This window comes from Alphaproteobacteria bacterium, assembly GCA_030680745.1.
Lineage (GTDB): Bacteria > Pseudomonadota > Alphaproteobacteria > JAUXUR01 > JAUXUR01 > JAUXUR01.
Genome location: JAUXUR010000043.1, coordinates 74,527 through 92,583, shown reverse-complemented (window position 1 = coordinate 92,583; position 18,057 = coordinate 74,527). Strand labels below are relative to the sequence as shown.

Here is an 18,057-nt window from a genome sequence, read left to right as displayed (position 1 = left end):
GAGGATCTGAGTACTGAAACGACGCATCAATCGACCACAGTAGTAGAGTTTCGAAAGAATTCTAATGCTTTGATTACATTGTAATAACGGGCTGTGTCCGTTGTTCGGAGCACAAAACAAGCAATAAATTATTAACAAGTGATGCACGTTGTTCTTGACTTAACTTAACAATTTTTTCGTTTTCAAGGTGATCAATTGCATCTTTGACAATTGAAACTGCACCTTCAACAATTTTACCCCGTGCAGCAACGATTGCTTCTGCTTGTTGACGCTGCAACATAGCACCTGCAATTTCTTGCGCATAAGCTAAATGACTAATACGCGATTCTAAAATTTCAACACCTGCAAGTTCCATACGTGCTGTTAATTCTTCGTTTAATTCAGATTCTATGACATCGCCACCGCGTGAAAGAGAGGTAACATTTTTATCGCCATGATCGTATGGGTGTGTAATAGCTAAATGTCTAATGCCTGATTCAATCTGAACATCCACATAATTTAAATAATGATGCACATTTAAAAGGGCTTTATATGGATCTTTAATCCGCCAAACAACAACTGCTGCAATCTCTATTGGATTCCCTTTTTGATCATTCACCTTTAATTGTGCGCTGTGTAAATTATGAACACGTAATGAAATAGATTTTTTAGTATAAAATGGATTGACCCAGAAAAACCCCGCATCTGATATTGTACCTTTATATTGCCCGAAGAGCAAAAAAACATAGGCTTGGTTCGGCTCAACAATAACAAACCCTTTTAAAAGAGGCAAAGAAAGAACAAAAACAATGCCGAATAAAATGCTTAATAATTGTATTTTTAAAGTAACAGCCAGAATAATTAAGCCAAAAAAAATTAAAATGATAGGCGCTAAAATGATTGCTGCTAACAACCCATTTATTTTTAACAAATTATTCATTTAATCCTCCCTATTTTCATCAGCATAAAGTTCAATTTTTTTACATCTGGGACAACGATATGATTGAATGGGTAATTCTTTATCACCTGTAGCATTGTAGCCGTACCATTTTTTTTCAACAGTGCCGTTATACCAACGAATATGCGCTTTTTCATTAGGAATATGATTCTTGGACTGAAGATAACCGCCTTCCATCGCACAATTACAATTTTGACAAGTAATTTTTTTCATAGCATTTTCCTCCTTTTTATATTATAAGAATTATTATGTTTAAAATTAATTAAAATTATTTAATTGAGGTTTACAAAACACTCTTATGTAAATAAACAATGCACTCTGTCGTGAAAGATTTGACAATTTTGATCATTATAAGGTTAGAATGGTGGAAAGTATGATAAGGGCTTGCAATCTATATAAGACTACTTTAAAACTTTCGTATTACAGTAACAAAATGGGGTTTACATCAACCGATGAGTGCAAAAATAATTCATCACCTTTTTAAGGGTTTGACGCAAGAGGAGAAAAAAGATTCTCCAAAGCAAAGAACACTTAAAAACCCTATACACTGTTTTGGTACTGGGGTTCATGGCGGTCGTAAAGTATCGATGTGGCTTTTGCCGGCACCCTTAAATACAGGCATTATTTTTCGTCGTATTGATATTTCAGGCCAACAAACGATTATTCCTGCAAAATGGGAAAATGTAGTCGATACAAGATTATGTACGGTTATTGGTCATTCTAATGGCGTTAAGATTGCAACCATTGAACATTTAATGTCAGCACTTTATGGCTGCAATATTGATAATGTTATTATTGAAATTGACGGTCCTGAAGTTCCTATTATGGATGGAAGTGCAGCACCTTTTGTTTTCCTGATTGAATGTGCAGGGCAAATTGAACAAGATGCACCGCGCATGGCGATAGAAGTCACAAAAACAATTACGGTTGAAAATGGCAAATCATGGGCAAGTTTAACGCCTGCACCCCATTTTTCAGTCAGCTTCGAACTTAATTATGAAAATTCCCCTTTAGCACAGCAACATTTAACTTTAGGTCTATATCAGGCAAGTTTTAAATCTGATATTTCGCGTGCACGATCATTTGGTTTTTTACATGATTGGGATAAATTACGCGAAAATGGTTATGCGCTTGGCGCATCTTTGGATAATGCCGTTGTTATCACTGGCGATAAAATTATGAATGATGGCGGACTTCGTTATGATGATGAATTCGTACGTCATAAAATTCTTGATTGCGTTGGCGATCTTTATTTAGCTGGTGCACCACTCATTGCGCATTTCACAGGTGTTCGTTCGGGGCATGCTTTAAATTGTGCTTTGCTTAAAAAGCTATTTGAAGACACATCAGCTTGGCATTTAAGACCTGCTAATCCACCACGTCATGTTCAAGTGCTTCCTTGGGAGCATGCAAGTGAATTGGCAGTAGCCAATTAATCAAAATAGAAAAGATATTAAAATAATATGTTAAGGACTTTAAAGTTGCGTTTTTTAACTCCATTCGCTTTGAGTGTTTTAATTCTTTCTGGATGTGCTAAAAAAGAAGAATATATAGAGCGTCCTGTTGAAATTATTTACAATGATGCGTACGATAATTTTAAAAATGGCTCTTATGGAAAAGCAGCACCAGCTTTCGAAGAAGTTGAACGCCAACATCCTTATTCTTTGTGGGCTATAAAATCCCAATTAATGGCAGCCTTTTCATATTATGCTGATGATAAATATGATGATGCTGTTATCATATTAGACAAATTTATTGCGTTACGACCTGGCGACAAAGATATTGCTTATGCGCATTATCTAAAATCCATTTGTTTTTACGAACGCATATCAGACGTTGGTCGTGATCAAATTATGACAGAGCTTTCTCTTAAAAGTTTTGATGAGCTCATTAAACGTTTTCCAGATTCACATTATGCAAAAGACGCGAATGTCAAAAGAAACCTCGTTTTTGATCATTTAGCGGGTAAAGAAATGGAAATTGGCCGTTTTTATCTTAACAAAGGTCAATATACAGCTGCTTTAAGCCGTTTTACACGTGTGATGAATCAATACCAAAAAACAACACATATCGAAGAAGCTTTGTATCGTTTAGTTGAGTGTTATTTGGCTTTGGGTATTCAAACCGAAGCTAAAAAGATTGCGGCCATTTTGGGTCATAATTACCCTTCGTCCATTTGGTATCGTAATGCTTTTGATCTTATTAAATCGGGTAATATTAATCCGAAATATGAACCTGATTCTTGGTGGGCGAGACCATGGAAACACATACTCTAGCCAACCACCTAGATTAAGGTCAAATTCGTCGTCAGGTTTCCGTTTCCGGTACTCATGTACGAAGAAGTACACTCCGTTCCGGTTCGAGGGCCTCTAGACTTTGCCTCATACTCTAGGCGGTATTTATGGAATAATTTGAGTATTTCTAATATGGGCAAATTTGCTATCTGATCTAAAAATACTATACCTGCTTTCTAGACTTTAATTTGCAATCTAGGTAGTATCAAAAGGAACTAGCAGTTCCGTCGTTGAGATTGGATTTAGCCATGAAGCAATCCAGCAAAAATACTTGGAAAGTCTAAGTCTTTATTTTAGTTTGTTGCTAGTTCGTGTTAAGCGTTTATAACAACAATTAACGAGTTTCTGATAAAAAATGCTGAAACGACTTTATATTCAAAACTTCGTACTCATCGATATGCTCGATATAGATTTTGAGCATGGACTTTCTGTGATTACTGGTGAAACAGGTGCCGGTAAATCTATTCTTTTAGAAGCCATTAATCTTGGTTTAGGCGCGCGTGCTGATCAATCCATGATTCGACCCAATGCTGATAAAGCGCAAATTATTTTAGAATTTTATGTTCAAAATGATCATCCTATTTACCAAAAACTTGATGAATTTGCGATTTTAAAAGAAGAGGGTCTTCTATTTAAACGTATTTTAACAAAATCGGGACATAGCAAAGCCTATTTAAACGATCAGCCTATTACATTATCAAAGTTAAAAGAACTTGGTGTTGATCTCATTGAAATTATTGGTCAATTTTCAACAGCATCCCTTATGCAAAAAAGTGAGCATCTTTGCTTTTTAGATCAATTTGCAAAACTTCAACATGATAAAAATCAAGTTGAAAAAGCTTATCATATTTGGTATGAAACCAAACAAAAATTCATTGAAATTACACAAGAAAAAGAACGCATTGAACGTGATTATGATTATTTATCAGCTATTCTTCAGGAATTAAATGAGATAGCGCCTTTGTATGATGAAGAATCATTACTCATTGAAAAAAAAGCAGCTTTAAGCAATGCCCAAAAATTAAATGAAATTATCAGCAAGACGATTTCAAAATTAAATGAACCTAAAAATGTTTCAGCGCTTCTTTACACAGCGCAACGCGAACTCATGAAAGCGCCGATTCAAAACGAAGATATAATTTCACCCATTTATCAGCAACTTGAAAAAGCAGCTTTTGAAGTTGAAGATGCTGAGGCAAAGCTTCATGATCTTTTGGGTAAAATTGGTAAAGAAGCAAAAGAAGTTGAAGCGATTGAAGATAGAATTTATGTGTTGCGTCATTTAGCGCGAAAACACCGTGTGCAACCTGATGCATTGGGTGAATTTTGGGATAATACACGCGAAAAAATTGAAACTTTTGAAAAAGCTGAAGCAGACCTTGCTGAATATTCAGAAAAAACAAAAATTGCTAAAGAACAATATCTGATATTAGCCCAAAATCTGAGTCAAAAACGACTTGAACATATTAAAATTCTTGAGCAAAACATTCAAAAAGAATTGATCCATCTTAAGCTTGAAAAAGCATTGTTTAAGGTTGTGCACAATCAAATCGAAATGCCGCAACTTTCTGGTATTGATCAAATTCATTTTGCTTTTGCACCCAATCCTGGGCTCCCTTTTACAGCAATTGACGAGACTGCCTCTGGTGGTGAAATGTCTCGTTTATTACTAGCACTTAAAATTTTGGATAAAAGCGATCATCCTAAAACACTTGTTTTTGATGAAATTGATACAGGTGTTGGGGGTGCTGTTTCTGATGCGCTTGGTTTACGTTTACAAAGTTTAAGTGTGCTCACACAAACAATAGCGATTACGCATGCACCTCAAATTGCTGCCAAAGCGAATCATCATTATAAGGTTGAGAAAAAAACCAATGCTGAAAAAACGGCATCAACGCTTACATTGCTTGATGCAGAGGCACATCAAGAAGAAATTGCACGTATGTTATCAGGTGCCTTCATAACGGATGAAGCAAGGCGTGCCGCATTGAGTCTTCTTCAATCAGGACAAATTCAACCTCAAGAAAAATTATCAAAAACATCATGATGACTATAGAAGATCTTAAAAAAATTGATATTACATCAATCGATGCTGATACGGCAAAATCTATTCTTGCCTTTTTAGCAATTGAAATTGAGCGTCATGACAAATTATATTATGCCCATTCTTTACCTGAAATAAGTGATGCTGATTATGATTTTTTACGCCAATTAAATACAAAAATTGAAGCAAATTTTCCAGATCTTAAACGTCCTGATAGTCCCTCTCATAAAATTGGTGTAACGCCACAAGATGGGTTTTCAAAATATAAACATGGCGCACCAATGCTTTCATTGGATAATGCATTTGATGAAAAAGATGTCATCGATTTTTTAAAAAAAATATATCGTTATTTAAATTTAAATCCCGCTCATCCATTAGAATTTGTTGCGGAGCCTAAAATTGATGGCGTGTCAGCAAATCTTCTATATGAAAATGGACAATTAAAAATTGGTGCAACACGGGGTGATGGCAGCATAGGCGAAGACATTACGCAAAATCTTAAAACAATCCGAGAAATTCCGCATGTTTTAAAAGCACCTTTTCCTGAGCGTCTTGAAATTCGCGGTGAAGTCTATATGCGTCACGATGAATTCGAAGCGTTTAATCAAGAACGAGCGTCAAAAGGTGAAATTGTCTTTGCAAATCCACGTAATGCCTCTTCTGGCGCTTTGCGGCAATTGGATGCACGTATTACAGCGCAACGTCCACTCCATTTTTATGCGTATGGTATGGGATTGCACGATCCTTCAAGTTTCCCAACACATTGGGCACTTTTAAATCAATTAGAAAATTGGGGCTTTAAAATTAGCCCATTACGCCAAATCTGTCATAATGTTCAAGATCTAACAACATTTCATGATTCTTTAGGTCAAAAACGAACTGATTTAGGGTTTGATATTGATGGCGTTGTTTATAAAGTGAATGATATTTCCTTACAAGATCGACTTGGTATTGTCAGTCGTTCACCCCGTTGGGCAATCGCGCATAAATTTGCAGCAGAACAGGCTGAAACGACTTTAGAAGATATCCAAATACAAGTTGGTCGGACAGGTGTGTTGACGCCTGTTGCCTATTTAAAACCCATTAATGTGGGTGGTGTGATGGTTTCGCGCGCGACGCTCCATAACGAGGATGAAATTGCACGCAAGGATGTACGTATTGGCGATCGCGTTATTGTCCAACGCGCAGGCGATGTTATTCCACAAATTGTTAAAGCTATTTTATCTGCACGACCCACAAATTCTGTGCCGTATCAATTTCCAGATCATTGTCCTATTTGCGGGAGCCTTGCTTTTAGAGAAGAAGGCGAAGTTGCACGTAAATGTTCAGGTGGTCTTATTTGTGCAGCCCAAATTGTTGAGCGTCTTAAACATTTCGTTTCTAAACATGGTTTTGATATTGAAGGCTTTGGCAGTAAATATATCGAAAGTTTTTGGCATGAAAAACTTGTTCAAAAACCTGCAGATATATTTAAATTGAAACAAATCGAAGCGGACCTTAAAAAACGCGAAGGTTGGGGCGCAAAATCAGTTGATAATCTTTTGCAAGCCATTGAAGCAAAACGATCTATTTCAATGCCACGTTTTTTATATGCTTTGGGTATTCCTCAAATTGGTCAAGCAACTGCTTTATTGCTTTCAAAAAATTATGGAAATTTTCAACATTTTGAAAGCGAAATTATAAAAGCCCAAGATGAGACAAGTGAATCTTATATCAACCTTGCGTCCATTGATGGCATTGGACCTTCCATGGCCAAAGATTTGATCCATTTTTTTCAAGAATTGCATAATCAAGATGTTGTTTTAGGTTTATTGAACGAAATTACAATTGAACCTTATGAACATATTATACAAGAATCAATTTTTTCAGGCAAAACGCTTGTGTTTACGGGTACATTAACAAAGATGTCACGTGATGAAGCTAAGAATAATGCCTTAAAATTAGGCGCTAAAGTTGCAGGATCAGTTTCAAGCAAAACCGATTATGTGGTCATCGGATCTGATGCTGGATCAAAAGCTGCAAAGGCCAAAGAACTAGGTGTTAAGTGTTTGAATGAGGATGAGTTTCTTTTATTGGCGCAGCATGATTGACATAATTATTTTTTGTGATATCTATAACAATTGATCCCTAACAAATTAAAAGGTAAATTATGAAGCGCTTAAAAATTATAATAATCTCTTTCTTTTTATGTTCTTCGTCTGTTTTTGCTGAAACATATGAAGAAAGAAAAGAACGGCATTTTCAAATTACACAATTTGCATTAAATACAATTGAGGAATTATTTGATAATACAATTGATGACGAAAAGAAAGGCATTGTTTCAAAAAAAATAAGTTGTAATTATTTAAGACAATTAAAAAATATCGAAGATCTAAAACTCGATAAATTATACGAATTAGAAAAAAGAGATCCAGAAGTTGATGCAACAAATGTTCTAGCATTAGCCATTTGTTTAGGAGATACGACTTCATTATATAAATTTTTAAATTATGTTGATGATATCAATGACAAAAAATATTGGGTATGGGGATATAGACAACTTTATACAATGGCACATTTGATTTTAGACCCACAATACCCCATTGTTACACACGAAATTTCTCTTAAAACACGATTACATATTATGGATATGCTTATTCAAAAAGGGGTAGATTTTGATATTATTCCTTCAACAGAAATATACAGAAATCCTGCTTTAGCAGCAGGTGACCCTAGCGGACGTGGAATTCGCGCACCTTTTATTGAAGAAAATGGAGATTTGACATATCAATATATTACCGATGAATTACGCGTTAGGGCATTATTAGCAGGCGCTAATCCAACTGCATGTGGATCTTCATTTAGTGGCATTGGAATTGTGTCACGTCCCTATGAAAATGGTGAATATCAATTCAATAAGCCACTTATTGTTACGTCAAAAGCTTGGGGTTGGTCAAAATATTTGCAATTAATGAACAAACAAATTGAAGAGAATTTAACAAATCCATTTTTTAAACTCTCATTACATCCCAAATTAGAAAAAGCGATCAAAGAATAAATTAAAAAGGTAAGGAGGAAGAAAAATACCTCCTTACAATAAACGCTGCAATACCAACAAGAAATGTGTTCTAATTAACCAGTTGATCAAATTCTTGAACAACTTCAATAGCCTTAACATAGTTAAATTAATAAAGTCTGTTATGCTACTCCTTTGCTAAGGGATCAATTCTTTAGAGCCTAAATTTCTTGCATTAACATAGAATGTTTAAATTTTTTCAACTGAAATTATTGCTGTATAAAATTTGTATCTGGAATTAGATAAAATAACGTCATGTATATTGACATATTTTTTTTTTAATGTACTTTAATTTAAAATAATCATTGGATATTTAATAAATAATCCGTTTAACGTATATTAATTAAAAGGACTGAACATGAACCGATTAAAATACATATTTATTTCCTTCTTTTTATTATCTTCATCTGCTTTTAGCGGAATATCCGAAGAAAAAATAAAAGAATCACGTAAAATAGCACAATTTATATTAAATAAAATTGATAACAAATTTGACCATTCATCTGAAAATGAAAAAAGAATTATTGTTTCAAAAAAAATAAGCAATTCTTATTTAAGAAATTTACAACTTGAATATTTTGATATTGATAATTTATATCAATTAGACAACAGAGATCCTGAAGTTGACACAACTAATGTACTAGCATTGGCTATTTGTTTGGGTAATACAAATTTATTAAATAAATTCTTAAATTATGTTGATGATATTAATGATTCAAAATACTGGGTATGGGGATATGGGCAATCATATACGATGGCACATTTGATTTTGGATCCACAATATCCTATTAGAACAGATGATATTTCTCTTGAAGCAAGATTGAGCATTATGGATATGCTTATTCAAAGAGGTGTAAATTTTGAGATTGTTCCCATTAGCATATTATGTCACAGAAATCCAGCTTTAGCTGCAGGTGAACCTGGTGGTAACTCCATTAAAACACTCGTTAAGAATGATAGCGGCAAATTAGAATATATAAATATTATAGACGAATTACGGGTAAGAGCGCTATTGGCAGGCGCTAATCCTTGTGTGCACGGATCTTCATTTTTTGGCCTTCCTATTGTTTCATGTCCTTTCTTAAACGGGAATTATCAATTTGATCAGCCACGTAACATAGTTGCAAAATATGATTGTTTGTCTTGGAATTATTATGTCAAAACAATAAGCAAACAAGTTACTGAGCTTAAAATAAGTTCATCTTTTAAACCTACATTACACCCTACTTTAGTAGATGCCGTTATAAAGAATTACATGGAAGCAAATAATTAGGGATGATTCAAGAGGATAATTTCCTCTTGAAATCACTTGAACAACTTCAAGATTCTCAACATCGTTAAATTTATTAAGTCTGTTTAAGACTAATCTACGGGACAATTTTTATTTTTATGTTAGAAACTTGTCCACACACCATTGTTTTCCTGGACTCGTTGAAGCGTAGCTTCATACGTAGAGCCAGGATCCAAATCAAAACACATGCTCGAAGAGCATAGCAAAATTATTCAAATAACGTCATGATCTGTGATCATGATTGTTAATTGTACCCTGAATCCGTGCTCGAAGCTTTGCTTCTCGCCTGTTCAGGGAAACGGCTGTTATTTGGTAGGTTTCTATCCAAAATTAAATTTTTGTCCGGTAGATTGGTTTAAGACTATCCCCTTTGCCAAGGAAGTAATTCTTTAGGACCTGTATTTTCTTCAACATCAATTTGTTGTGATTTAGGCTGAGCACGATTATCAAATCCAATTCTGTCTTGTGGCTTAAGATTACCCGTATTTTTTTGCGTAGAAATTTGAGTTGATGGTTGATAATTTGGTGCATTACGTTGAGGATTATAATATGTTTTTGTAAGTGGTGGACTAACGACTGGAGGTGTGTAAATTGTGCCCGCCTTTAAGGCCGCACGTAAAGGTTCAGCATCAGGATTTTTATATCGACCTAAAAGTAAAATTTGTTCAGCTGTGATATTATCAGCATTATAATAAGCTTCATTCCAAGAATGACGTGCTTTAATAACAGATCCTTTAAGTGATCCCCCACCAAACAATCCTTTAGAATGGCAATATGTGTAAATATCAGCATCAAAATTTGCTGTCATTTGGGCAGAAAGACCAGCGCCTACAGGGCCTGCTGCAATACTTGCTTCAGCGCCAAGTGTAAATGAATCATTCATCACATTTCGAAGGCCATTATCAGTCATGATTACCAACAGGACCTCTGAACTTTCAAAACCAATTTGAAGGCCAATGCTCCCCCCTGCAAAAGTTACAAAAGCAGGATATGACCAATCTCCATTTTGCGTTTTGGTAATAACAAGACCATTTCCACCTTCTCCACCAAGAATAAAGCCTGCTTTAAAAAGTGATGGGATAATGATTACACCTTTTGCACGCTCTAAAAGTGATTCAAGATTATTTTTATATCCTTGATCATTCATAAGGCTTTGAAAGACAATTTTAGAACGATCGACAAGTTCTTGTTGATCCCGTGACGCCATCAAGTTTTGCGATAAAAATAAGAGACTTAGTGTTATTAAAAAAAATCGTTTAAGCATTATTACCTCTGAAAAAAATTAGTATAAACATGGACTTAATATTAACTTTACACAAAACCAATAAGTTCGTCGTTGCGATGAGCCCCAAATTAAATGGGGCGAAGAAGCAATCCAGAAAAACACTTAGAAAGTTCTAAATATTGATTTTTAGACTGGATTGCCACGCGGCGCCTTTAAATTTGGGCCGCTCGCAACGACGGATAGAAGGTGTTGTTTCCTTTAAGTCCGCCCCTTTTAGGCGGGATGCCTATTTTTTATACGTGAGCAAGGAATGACGACGTATCCGCATGAAATTAAACAACTATAAAAAAAGGGGCTATAAAGCCCCTTTATTTAAACATTTCTAAATTTAAGTCGCAACTATTTGCGATCACCAAAAAGTCTTAAAAGCATTAAGAACAAATTGATGAAATCAAGATAAAGCGCAAGCGCACCCATAATTGCTTTTTTACCAGAAATTGTCGAATCATCGCTTTCCATATACATTTCTTTAATTTTCTGGGTGTCATAAGCTGTTAATCCCACAAAAATAAGAACGCCTAAAATAGAAATGGCAAAACCTAAGCCAGAACTTTTAAGGAAAATATTAACGACAGACGCAATAATAATACCGATCAATCCCATCATTAGGAATGATCCCATATTAGTCAAATCGCGTTTCGTTGTGTATCCATAAATACTCATCGCGGCAAAAGTACCTGCCGTTATAAAAAATACACGCGCAATACTTTCCTGTGTATAAACAACAAAAATGGATGCAAGAGACAACCCCATTAAAGCCGCAAAAATCCAAAAAGTTAGTTGAGCCGTCGCAAAAGACATATGAGCAATTCGAAAACTTAGAAAGAAGACGAGTGCAATAGGCGCTAATGCAATTACCCAAAAAAGTACTGGGTTTTTAATAAGTGTAGTCATCATTGCAGGATTTGTGCCAACGAAATAGGCTATAAGCCCTGTTAGCCCTAAAGCTGCTGCCATGTAATTATAAACACGCAACATATGGGAGCGAAGACCCTGGTCAATATCCGCTTGCGTACGTGTCACAACATTTGGTTGGTAGGACATTTGAATCTCCATGAACCTATCTAATCTACATTTAATCTAATCACTTTCTAGAAAAATTCAACCTAATTATAAAATTTTGTATAAAATCTATTATTTCTTGTGCTCTATAGGTTTCTTGAAAAGGAATATGTTCAGTTGATTGTGTGTTGAGTATTTCTGATATGTTTGAATTTCCTTGGTCAAGATAAAAACTTAAAATATCTCCCTTGTTTTTTTTGAAATCTTCCATTTTTTCTTTTAAAAGTTCGATAATTTTTTCTTCAGCTTCATTTTTTGTTTGAGCAAATCGTTTATCTGAAAGTCGTCCATAAGCTGAATAATCACTATTAGAAAATACTCCTGAAAACCCAGGAAAACCCGTTGATTCAGTTATTAAATTAAAAAAAGGGCCTTCCCAATCATAAAAAAGAATTGGGGATGATTTAACAATCAAAATTATTTTTGGATTTTTATCATCCTTCAATAAAAAATCAGCATAATCAAATGCGAGTGGTAACATAGAACCACCACGTGTAATAGGATGTAACGAGGATTCAAATAGGTTAGGATCTTCAGCCATTGGGGGAGGACAACCAATATTAGGTCCAAGTACGAATCCGCCGTAAAGTTGATAATCTTGGGGCAATTCTCGTATCGTCCGATTTGTCCAATTATTATCACCTGTGATAATTAACGATCCGAAACGCGGATGATTTTTTCTGAGCAAATTCTTTTTATCATCAATATATCTTTTTCCAAAGGTCGATGCATAAAAGTAAGGCTGAAATTTTTCTGATAATTGTTCCTTAAATGACAGCAACGGATTGTTGACTTCAATACATCCAGACCAATAATTTACATTAGGTTGATCGCCTAGCTTTAATTCATTTTTTTTGTTTTTGAGAATTGCTTGATAAGGTGATAATTTTTCAAAATCTAATATTTTACCTGCAATTCTTTTATTTTTGGAAATTGCTGGCTCAAATGTAACAAAATCTCTATTTTCTTTTCCGATATTAATTGACCCTGCATAGGGTATTATTTTAAAATTTATATTTTTATTTTGTGCTATTTCTTTGAAGGCATCAATAAAAGGTATCAATTTCTGAAAATGATCCATATGTTCTTGATCAACAAATAAATCAAGGAGCACAATTATAGAGATATTTTTATTTTTTATTTTTTGACTATATTCAATACTAATTGATTCATCTGAAAAACCAAAAAAAGGTTTATAGGTCAGTGTGCCTTTGATACTTTGGTCATCTTCAACTTCACATATATTTGAATATGTTATGCCATATTGATTGTGCGCAATTAAATTGTACGCTAATTGTTTTTGAGTTGAATACAAAGTAACTGCTTGGCAGAGTCGCTTGTAAAGAAGGCTCGCCTGAAGGTTATTTATAGTGAAAACAATTAATGTGATGAGAATAGGCAAAAGGGCTAAAAAAATGATGAATATGCCACCTTTTTCCTGTATTTTTTCTTTCTTACGCATTCATTACATCACACATATTCTTGTTCATAAATATCCAGATTATGCGGCAAAGTCTAGGAAAGTCGAGAGCCGGAGCGGAATGTACTTAAGTACATGAGCACCGGAAGCGGAGGCTTAACAACGAATTTGCCCATAGGGTGGATATTTACAGGTTTATGAGCGGACATATTTTTTTTCGAGATAAGCGAGGATCGTGCGCAACGTCATCACTTCCCCACCCTCAGGCCTTCCAGGTTTCGATCCATAATTCCAAGCTGCAAAATCGATATGGACCCAATCCGTATTTTTGGGAATAAATTCCTCTAAAAAGAGGGCTGCAGTTATAGCACCTCCAAGACCAACTTCTGATGCAAGGGATGAGCTTGCTACATTACATAAATCTGCATTACGACCTTTAATCCATTTTTTATAGGGCTTAAAAAGCGGCATTTGCCATAAAGGATCATGCATTTTTTCACCTAAATTCATCAAGGTTTCACCTAATGCATCATTATTAGTAAAAAAGCCTGGCAATTCAGGCCCTAAAGCTGTTCGCATAGCCCCTGTTAAAGTTGCAAAATCGATTAAAAGCTCGGGGTTATGTGTATTTGATTCAAATAAAGCATCTGCTAGAACCAAGCGTCCTTCAGCATCTGTATGCCCAATTTCAACCGTCAAACCTTTACGAGATGTTATGACGTCCAATTGCTTATAAGCATTACCCGAAACAGCATTTTCAGCTGATGGGATAAGGACTTGTAAGCAAATGGGTAAATTAAGCCCCATAATAAGACGCGCAAGGCCTAACGCATGTGCAGCACCTGCCATATCCTTTTTCATCAAACGCATACCAGCATCTGGTTTGATATTCACACCGCCTGTATCAAAGGTAATGCCTTTGCCTACTAAGGAAACCTTAGGAAGTTTTTTATCGCCCCATTCTAAAATTGTCATTGTTGGTTTATGAACACTTGCCTTTCCGACCGCATAAATAAGTGGATAATTTTCCTTAAGTAAATCTTCGCCAACAATGACTTTACTTTCAGCCCCATAAAGACTTGTCATTTCAACTGCTTTTTCAGATAATTTTTGTGGATAAAGATCCGTTGAAGGCAAATTTATGAGATCTCGAACCCAAAAAAAACTATCCAACATTAATTTTAGTTTTTTTTCATGTTTTGGGTCCGCAATCAAAAGTTTTGCTTTAGAAATTAGATTTACTTCTTTGTTTTTAAAACCATAAGCACCTAATCCCCATCCTAAATAAAGATTAAAAAGGCTTTCTTTAGGCATTTTTGTTTTAATGTAATAATCGCCAATAGGCAACATGTTGGCTAAATCACCCAAAATCCATGGGTTAAAATCATCAAAACCGATGACAATCTCTTGAATTTCACCTTTTGCATTTGGAATATATCGATATTCATAGGGTTTCGCTTGAAATGCAGAAGATTTAAGCCATTTTTCTTTTGGTTTTACAAAAGATAATGATTCTAATTGCTCCTTATTCATTAAAACAATAGGAATGGCCTCATGCGTCTTTTCAAAAGTGAATAATTTTTCTATACATGAATTCATTTTATTTCTTTCTTTTTTTAGGAAAAAAGCCCATTTCTTCATAAAATGTTAAGGCGCCTTTATGCAAAGAACCTGTTTCAAAAGCAGCAGATTGATCAGCGCTTAAAAAATTTATCTTTGGGAATTGTAATTGTAATTTGTTTTGATTTTGTGGCAACCAAAATGCTTTAGCAAGATTATAAACAAGTTCTGCCGACGTGTTTTCAGGAGCGACCCATTGCGCCATAACACTTAACGATCTAATTTTTCCAATATTCCAATAAAGTCCAGCTTCTATATCATATGGTCTGAACATCTTGTTTTTTAAAGCTATTTTCTTCTCTTCTTCAGGACTTATATTGATAAATCTTAACGGTATATTTTTGGCTAAATTAACAATACAGGATACTGGGGCTCCAGCAAAAAAAAGCATTACATCAACTTTTCCCTCTAATAGTAAGTCGCAAGCCTTCCCGGGGTCATCATAACTTTGTACGTAATCTTTTTCTGCAAGGCCTAATATATTGAGTATATTTCTAACCGATGGCAATGTGCCTGAATGGCGCGTCCCTATGGAAATCATTTTACCCTTTAAATCCGCGAATTTATATATAGGAGAATCTTGTAAAACAACAATATGGAGCACTTCAGGATAAAGAGTCGCAATTGTTTTGATGTTTTTTTGATGAATCATAAGGTCTGATTGAATAAGGGCCGTATCCACTTTTCTTTCTTTAAGAAGATCAATATTATACAAAGATCCTTCGGTTGCGTGCGCTAAGGCAATCAGATCTTTAACGCCACAACTCCCGCCACGTTCGCATGGAGGTGATCCTGGTGGCGATGAAAGCAATCCTGCCATTGAGCTTGCAATAGAAAAATAACTACCTGATGCAGGACCTGCAGCAATTGTAAAATAAGTAAAATTCGGGTTAGGAATATTCAATTTTTTAGCACAAATTTCAGTAATACTGAATACAGAAATTAAATACAGAAAAAATATTAAAGTGTTTGATTTGTTCTTTCTACACATTTAGTTTTAAAAGCCCTTTACATAGGATTAAATTAAAAATTAACTTGACATCTGCAGATTTCTTGGTATCTTAATACACAGTATAAAACAAGTTGACGGAACAATGAAGCCATTTCAGAAAGCTTTATTCTGGCTGTTTAGAGCCGGGTTTGATGCCTTTAAAAAGCATTATCCTTATAACATGGTCATGGCCGTGTTTATTGTAGGTTGTGGACTAGGTTACCAAATGGGTAAACGCCACGGCATCATCATACCTGTCCAAATGGCAGAAACAAAAATCCTTCCTGATACGTCTGTACAAGACGATGTGCCAGATACAATTGATGATTATAGTAAACCCGAAACGCACACACCCATTACAATTGCTGAGCTCAATTTAAAAACACAAGAATTATTTCATTCAAAACATGCACGTACAACAGATCTTTTAAGACCTACCGAAAAAACCTTGGAAGTTAAAGGTGGCGATACGCTCGTTACAATCCTAACAGGCGAAGGTATCGATCGTAGGCTCGCGCATGATGTTGTTCGTTCTTTGCGAAATCATTGTGATCCACGTCGCTTAAAACCTGGTCAAACAGTAACTTTAGCGCTTAAACCTTCGGATGATGAAGAACAAGGTCCAGAGCTTCTTAAAGTCTCCTTAAAAGTCGATGAAACGAAAGATGTTCATACAAGCAAAGGCGATAGCGGTAAATTTGATGCCTGGCTTGAAGAAAAAGAAGTTACCAAAGAGCTCGCTTATGCAAAAGTTACCATAGACAATAGTCTTTTCGGTGCTTCAACACAAGCAGGTGTCCCTGCAAACGTAGTTGTTGATGTTATTCGTGCCCTTTCTCATCGTGTCGATTTACAACGCGATATTCAGCCTGGCGACCAATTTGAAATTGCTTATGAACGCTTTGTCGATCATGAAGGTAAGGTTGTTTCAGATGGTAAGGCAACTTTCGTTCTGCTGCATGCCAAAGGTAAAGATATTAAACTTTATCGACATGTTTCAAAAACAGGTGAAAATGATTTCTACTTGGAAGATGGCAGCAGCTTGAAAAATAATGGCTTTATGCGCACACCTATTGATGGTGCGCGTCTTTCCTCCAGCTTTGGTATGCGTAAACACCCAGTACACAAATTTACACGTATGCACCGTGGTGTAGATTTTGCGGCGCCTCGTGGCACACCAATTCTTGCAGCAGGCGCTGGCGTTGTAACAAAAATGGGTTGGCATGGCGGCTATGGTCGTTATATCCAAGTCAAACATAATGGTGAATTTGCAACTGCTTATGCCCATATGAACCGTTTTGCACCTGGCTTAAAAGTTGGCGCTAAAGTCAACCAAGGTCAGAAGATTGGTGAAGTCGGGAGCACAGGAACGGCGACAGGTTGTCACCTTCATTATGAAGTGTTACGACATGGTCAACAAATTAACCCTAAATCGGTTAAAAATGTTGGCAGTAAAAAGCTTGAAGGCCGCGAATTGCAACAGTTTTTTGCTTGTATTGGAAAAACGAACACAAGCCTCGTAGAATTACGCACTAGGGGAACAGAGAAATTAATTGCACACAATGGAATTGTGCAAGATCAAAAAAAATTGGCACATAATATAGAAAATTCAGCCAATAGTCTTGATAAACCTGTTTTAGAGCAAGCTTCAACCCAAGATAAAGCTGAAGAGAATAAATCAGCGCAGATAGCATCCCAAGAAAATACTGATGATACAAATAAAGACGGCGAAAATAAAGACGATAAGAACAAAGTTCAGACAATTTCAAATCAACAAAATCCTATTAAAGCGGATAATGCTTAAATACAGATTTAAGCAAATACTAATAGCAAAATCTTTATCATGATTCCAGTACAATTTTTATTTTATGCTAAAAATTTGCCTACACATCTTTGTTTTCCTGGACTCGTAGAAGCGAAGCTTCATACGTAGATCCAGGATCCAAAAGGAAATTCATGCTCGAAAGAGCATGGCAACATTATTTAAATAATGTCATGATCTATGATCATGATTGTTAATTGGACCCTGAATCTGTGATCGAAGTTTCGCTTCTCGCC

The 18,057-nt window shown here is 35.4% G+C and carries 14 protein-coding genes; 7 read left to right on the top strand and 7 right to left on the bottom strand.

Features of this window, described 5'->3' with window-relative positions; translation table 11 throughout:
• Window positions 1–73: 73 nt before the first annotated feature.
• Window positions 74–919, bottom strand: coding sequence for an SPFH domain-containing protein (locus Q8L85_04325; protein ID MDP1723908.1), 846 nt, complete (start codon window positions 917–919; stop codon window positions 74–76).
• Window positions 920–1,150 carry a PF20097 family protein gene (locus Q8L85_04320; protein MDP1723907.1) on the bottom strand — a complete coding sequence of 77 codons (231 nt, stop codon included), beginning with the start codon at window positions 1,148–1,150 and terminating at the stop codon, window positions 920–922.
• Window positions 1,151–1,389: 239 nt separating this feature from the next.
• On the opposite strand from Q8L85_04320, the gene lpxC reads away from it, so the two are divergent.
• From lpxC to Q8L85_04290, 6 genes are all read left to right on the top strand, one after another.
• Window positions 1,390–2,373, top strand: coding sequence for a UDP-3-O-acyl-N-acetylglucosamine deacetylase (gene lpxC / locus Q8L85_04315; GenBank protein ID MDP1723906.1), 984 nt, complete (start codon window positions 1,390–1,392; stop codon window positions 2,371–2,373).
• A 45-nt stretch (window positions 2,374–2,418) separates the two neighbouring features.
• On the top strand, window positions 2,419–3,213 hold the full coding sequence (locus tag Q8L85_04310) for an outer membrane protein assembly factor BamD (GenBank protein MDP1723905.1): 795 nt from the start codon (window positions 2,419–2,421) through the stop codon (window positions 3,211–3,213).
• Window positions 3,214–3,586: 373 nt separating this feature from the next.
• Window positions 3,587–5,278: a DNA repair protein RecN gene (gene recN / locus Q8L85_04305; protein MDP1723904.1), complete on the top strand. Its 1,692-nt coding sequence runs from the start codon at window positions 3,587–3,589 to the stop codon at window positions 5,276–5,278.
• Window positions 5,275–7,365: an NAD-dependent DNA ligase LigA gene (ligA, locus tag Q8L85_04300; GenBank protein ID MDP1723903.1), complete on the top strand. Its 2,091-nt coding sequence runs from the start codon at window positions 5,275–5,277 to the stop codon at window positions 7,363–7,365. The genes recN and ligA overlap by 4 nt, the downstream gene beginning before the upstream one ends.
• A 59-nt stretch (window positions 7,366–7,424) precedes the next feature.
• The gene (locus Q8L85_04295) at window positions 7,425–8,312 is read left to right on the top strand and encodes a hypothetical protein (GenBank protein MDP1723902.1); all 888 of its coding nucleotides are present in this window, start codon (window positions 7,425–7,427) and stop codon (window positions 8,310–8,312) included.
• Between the two features lie 376 nt (window positions 8,313–8,688).
• Window positions 8,689–9,603 carry a hypothetical protein gene (locus Q8L85_04290; GenBank protein MDP1723901.1) on the top strand — a complete coding sequence of 305 codons (915 nt, stop codon included), beginning with the start codon at window positions 8,689–8,691 and terminating at the stop codon, window positions 9,601–9,603.
• A 379-nt stretch (window positions 9,604–9,982) separates the two neighbouring features.
• On the opposite strand, the gene Q8L85_04285 is transcribed toward Q8L85_04290, so the two are convergent.
• From Q8L85_04285 to Q8L85_04265, 5 genes are all read right to left on the bottom strand, one after another.
• Window positions 9,983–10,885 (bottom strand): lipid-binding SYLF domain-containing protein, encoded by a 903-nt coding sequence (locus Q8L85_04285; protein MDP1723900.1) that lies wholly within the window; start codon window positions 10,883–10,885, stop codon window positions 9,983–9,985.
• Between the two features lie 360 nt (window positions 10,886–11,245).
• On the bottom strand, window positions 11,246–11,950 hold the full coding sequence (locus Q8L85_04280) for a Bax inhibitor-1/YccA family protein (GenBank protein ID MDP1723899.1): 705 nt from the start codon (window positions 11,948–11,950) through the stop codon (window positions 11,246–11,248).
• Window positions 11,951–11,990: 40 nt separating this feature from the next.
• Window positions 11,991–13,430: a hypothetical protein gene (locus Q8L85_04275; GenBank protein MDP1723898.1), complete on the bottom strand. Its 1,440-nt coding sequence runs from the start codon at window positions 13,428–13,430 to the stop codon at window positions 11,991–11,993.
• Between the two features lie 153 nt (window positions 13,431–13,583).
• Complete coding sequence (locus Q8L85_04270; protein ID MDP1723897.1) at window positions 13,584–14,987, bottom strand: leucyl aminopeptidase family protein; 1,404 nt, start codon at window positions 14,985–14,987, stop codon at window positions 13,584–13,586.
• 1 nt (window position 14,988) lies between these two features.
• Complete coding sequence (locus Q8L85_04265) at window positions 14,989–15,999, bottom strand: TAXI family TRAP transporter solute-binding subunit (GenBank protein ID MDP1723896.1); 1,011 nt, start codon at window positions 15,997–15,999, stop codon at window positions 14,989–14,991.
• A 103-nt stretch (window positions 16,000–16,102) separates the two neighbouring features.
• On the opposite strand from Q8L85_04265, the gene Q8L85_04260 reads away from it, so the two are divergent.
• Window positions 16,103–17,803, top strand: a complete 1,701-nt coding sequence (locus Q8L85_04260) for a peptidoglycan DD-metalloendopeptidase family protein (GenBank protein MDP1723895.1) — start codon at window positions 16,103–16,105, stop codon at window positions 17,801–17,803.
• Window positions 17,804–18,057 lie beyond the last annotated feature (254 nt).

Coding starts and splice junctions, on each gene's coding strand:
- Q8L85_04325 (MDP1723908.1), bottom strand. CDS start 919: ATGAATAATTTGTTAAAAATAAATGGGTTGTTAGCAGCAATCATTTTA.
- Q8L85_04320 (MDP1723907.1), bottom strand. CDS start 1,150: ATGAAAAAAATTACTTGTCAAAATTGTAATTGTGCGATGGAAGGCGGT.
- lpxC (MDP1723906.1), top strand. CDS start 1,390: ATGAGTGCAAAAATAATTCATCACCTTTTTAAGGGTTTGACGCAAGAG.
- recN (MDP1723904.1), top strand. CDS start 3,587: ATGCTGAAACGACTTTATATTCAAAACTTCGTACTCATCGATATGCTC.
- ligA (MDP1723903.1), top strand. CDS start 5,275: ATGATGACTATAGAAGATCTTAAAAAAATTGATATTACATCAATCGAT.
- Q8L85_04295 (MDP1723902.1), top strand. CDS start 7,425: ATGAAGCGCTTAAAAATTATAATAATCTCTTTCTTTTTATGTTCTTCG.
- Q8L85_04290 (MDP1723901.1), top strand. CDS start 8,689: ATGAACCGATTAAAATACATATTTATTTCCTTCTTTTTATTATCTTCA.
- Q8L85_04285 (MDP1723900.1), bottom strand. CDS start 10,885: ATGCTTAAACGATTTTTTTTAATAACACTAAGTCTCTTATTTTTATCG.
- Q8L85_04280 (MDP1723899.1), bottom strand. CDS start 11,950: ATGTCCTACCAACCAAATGTTGTGACACGTACGCAAGCGGATATTGAC.
- Q8L85_04275 (MDP1723898.1), bottom strand. CDS start 13,430: ATGCGTAAGAAAGAAAAAATACAGGAAAAAGGTGGCATATTCATCATT.
- Q8L85_04270 (MDP1723897.1), bottom strand. CDS start 14,987: ATGAATTCATGTATAGAAAAATTATTCACTTTTGAAAAGACGCATGAG.
- Q8L85_04265 (MDP1723896.1), bottom strand. CDS start 15,999: ATGTGTAGAAAGAACAAATCAAACACTTTAATATTTTTTCTGTATTTA.
- Q8L85_04260 (MDP1723895.1), top strand. CDS start 16,103: ATGAAGCCATTTCAGAAAGCTTTATTCTGGCTGTTTAGAGCCGGGTTT.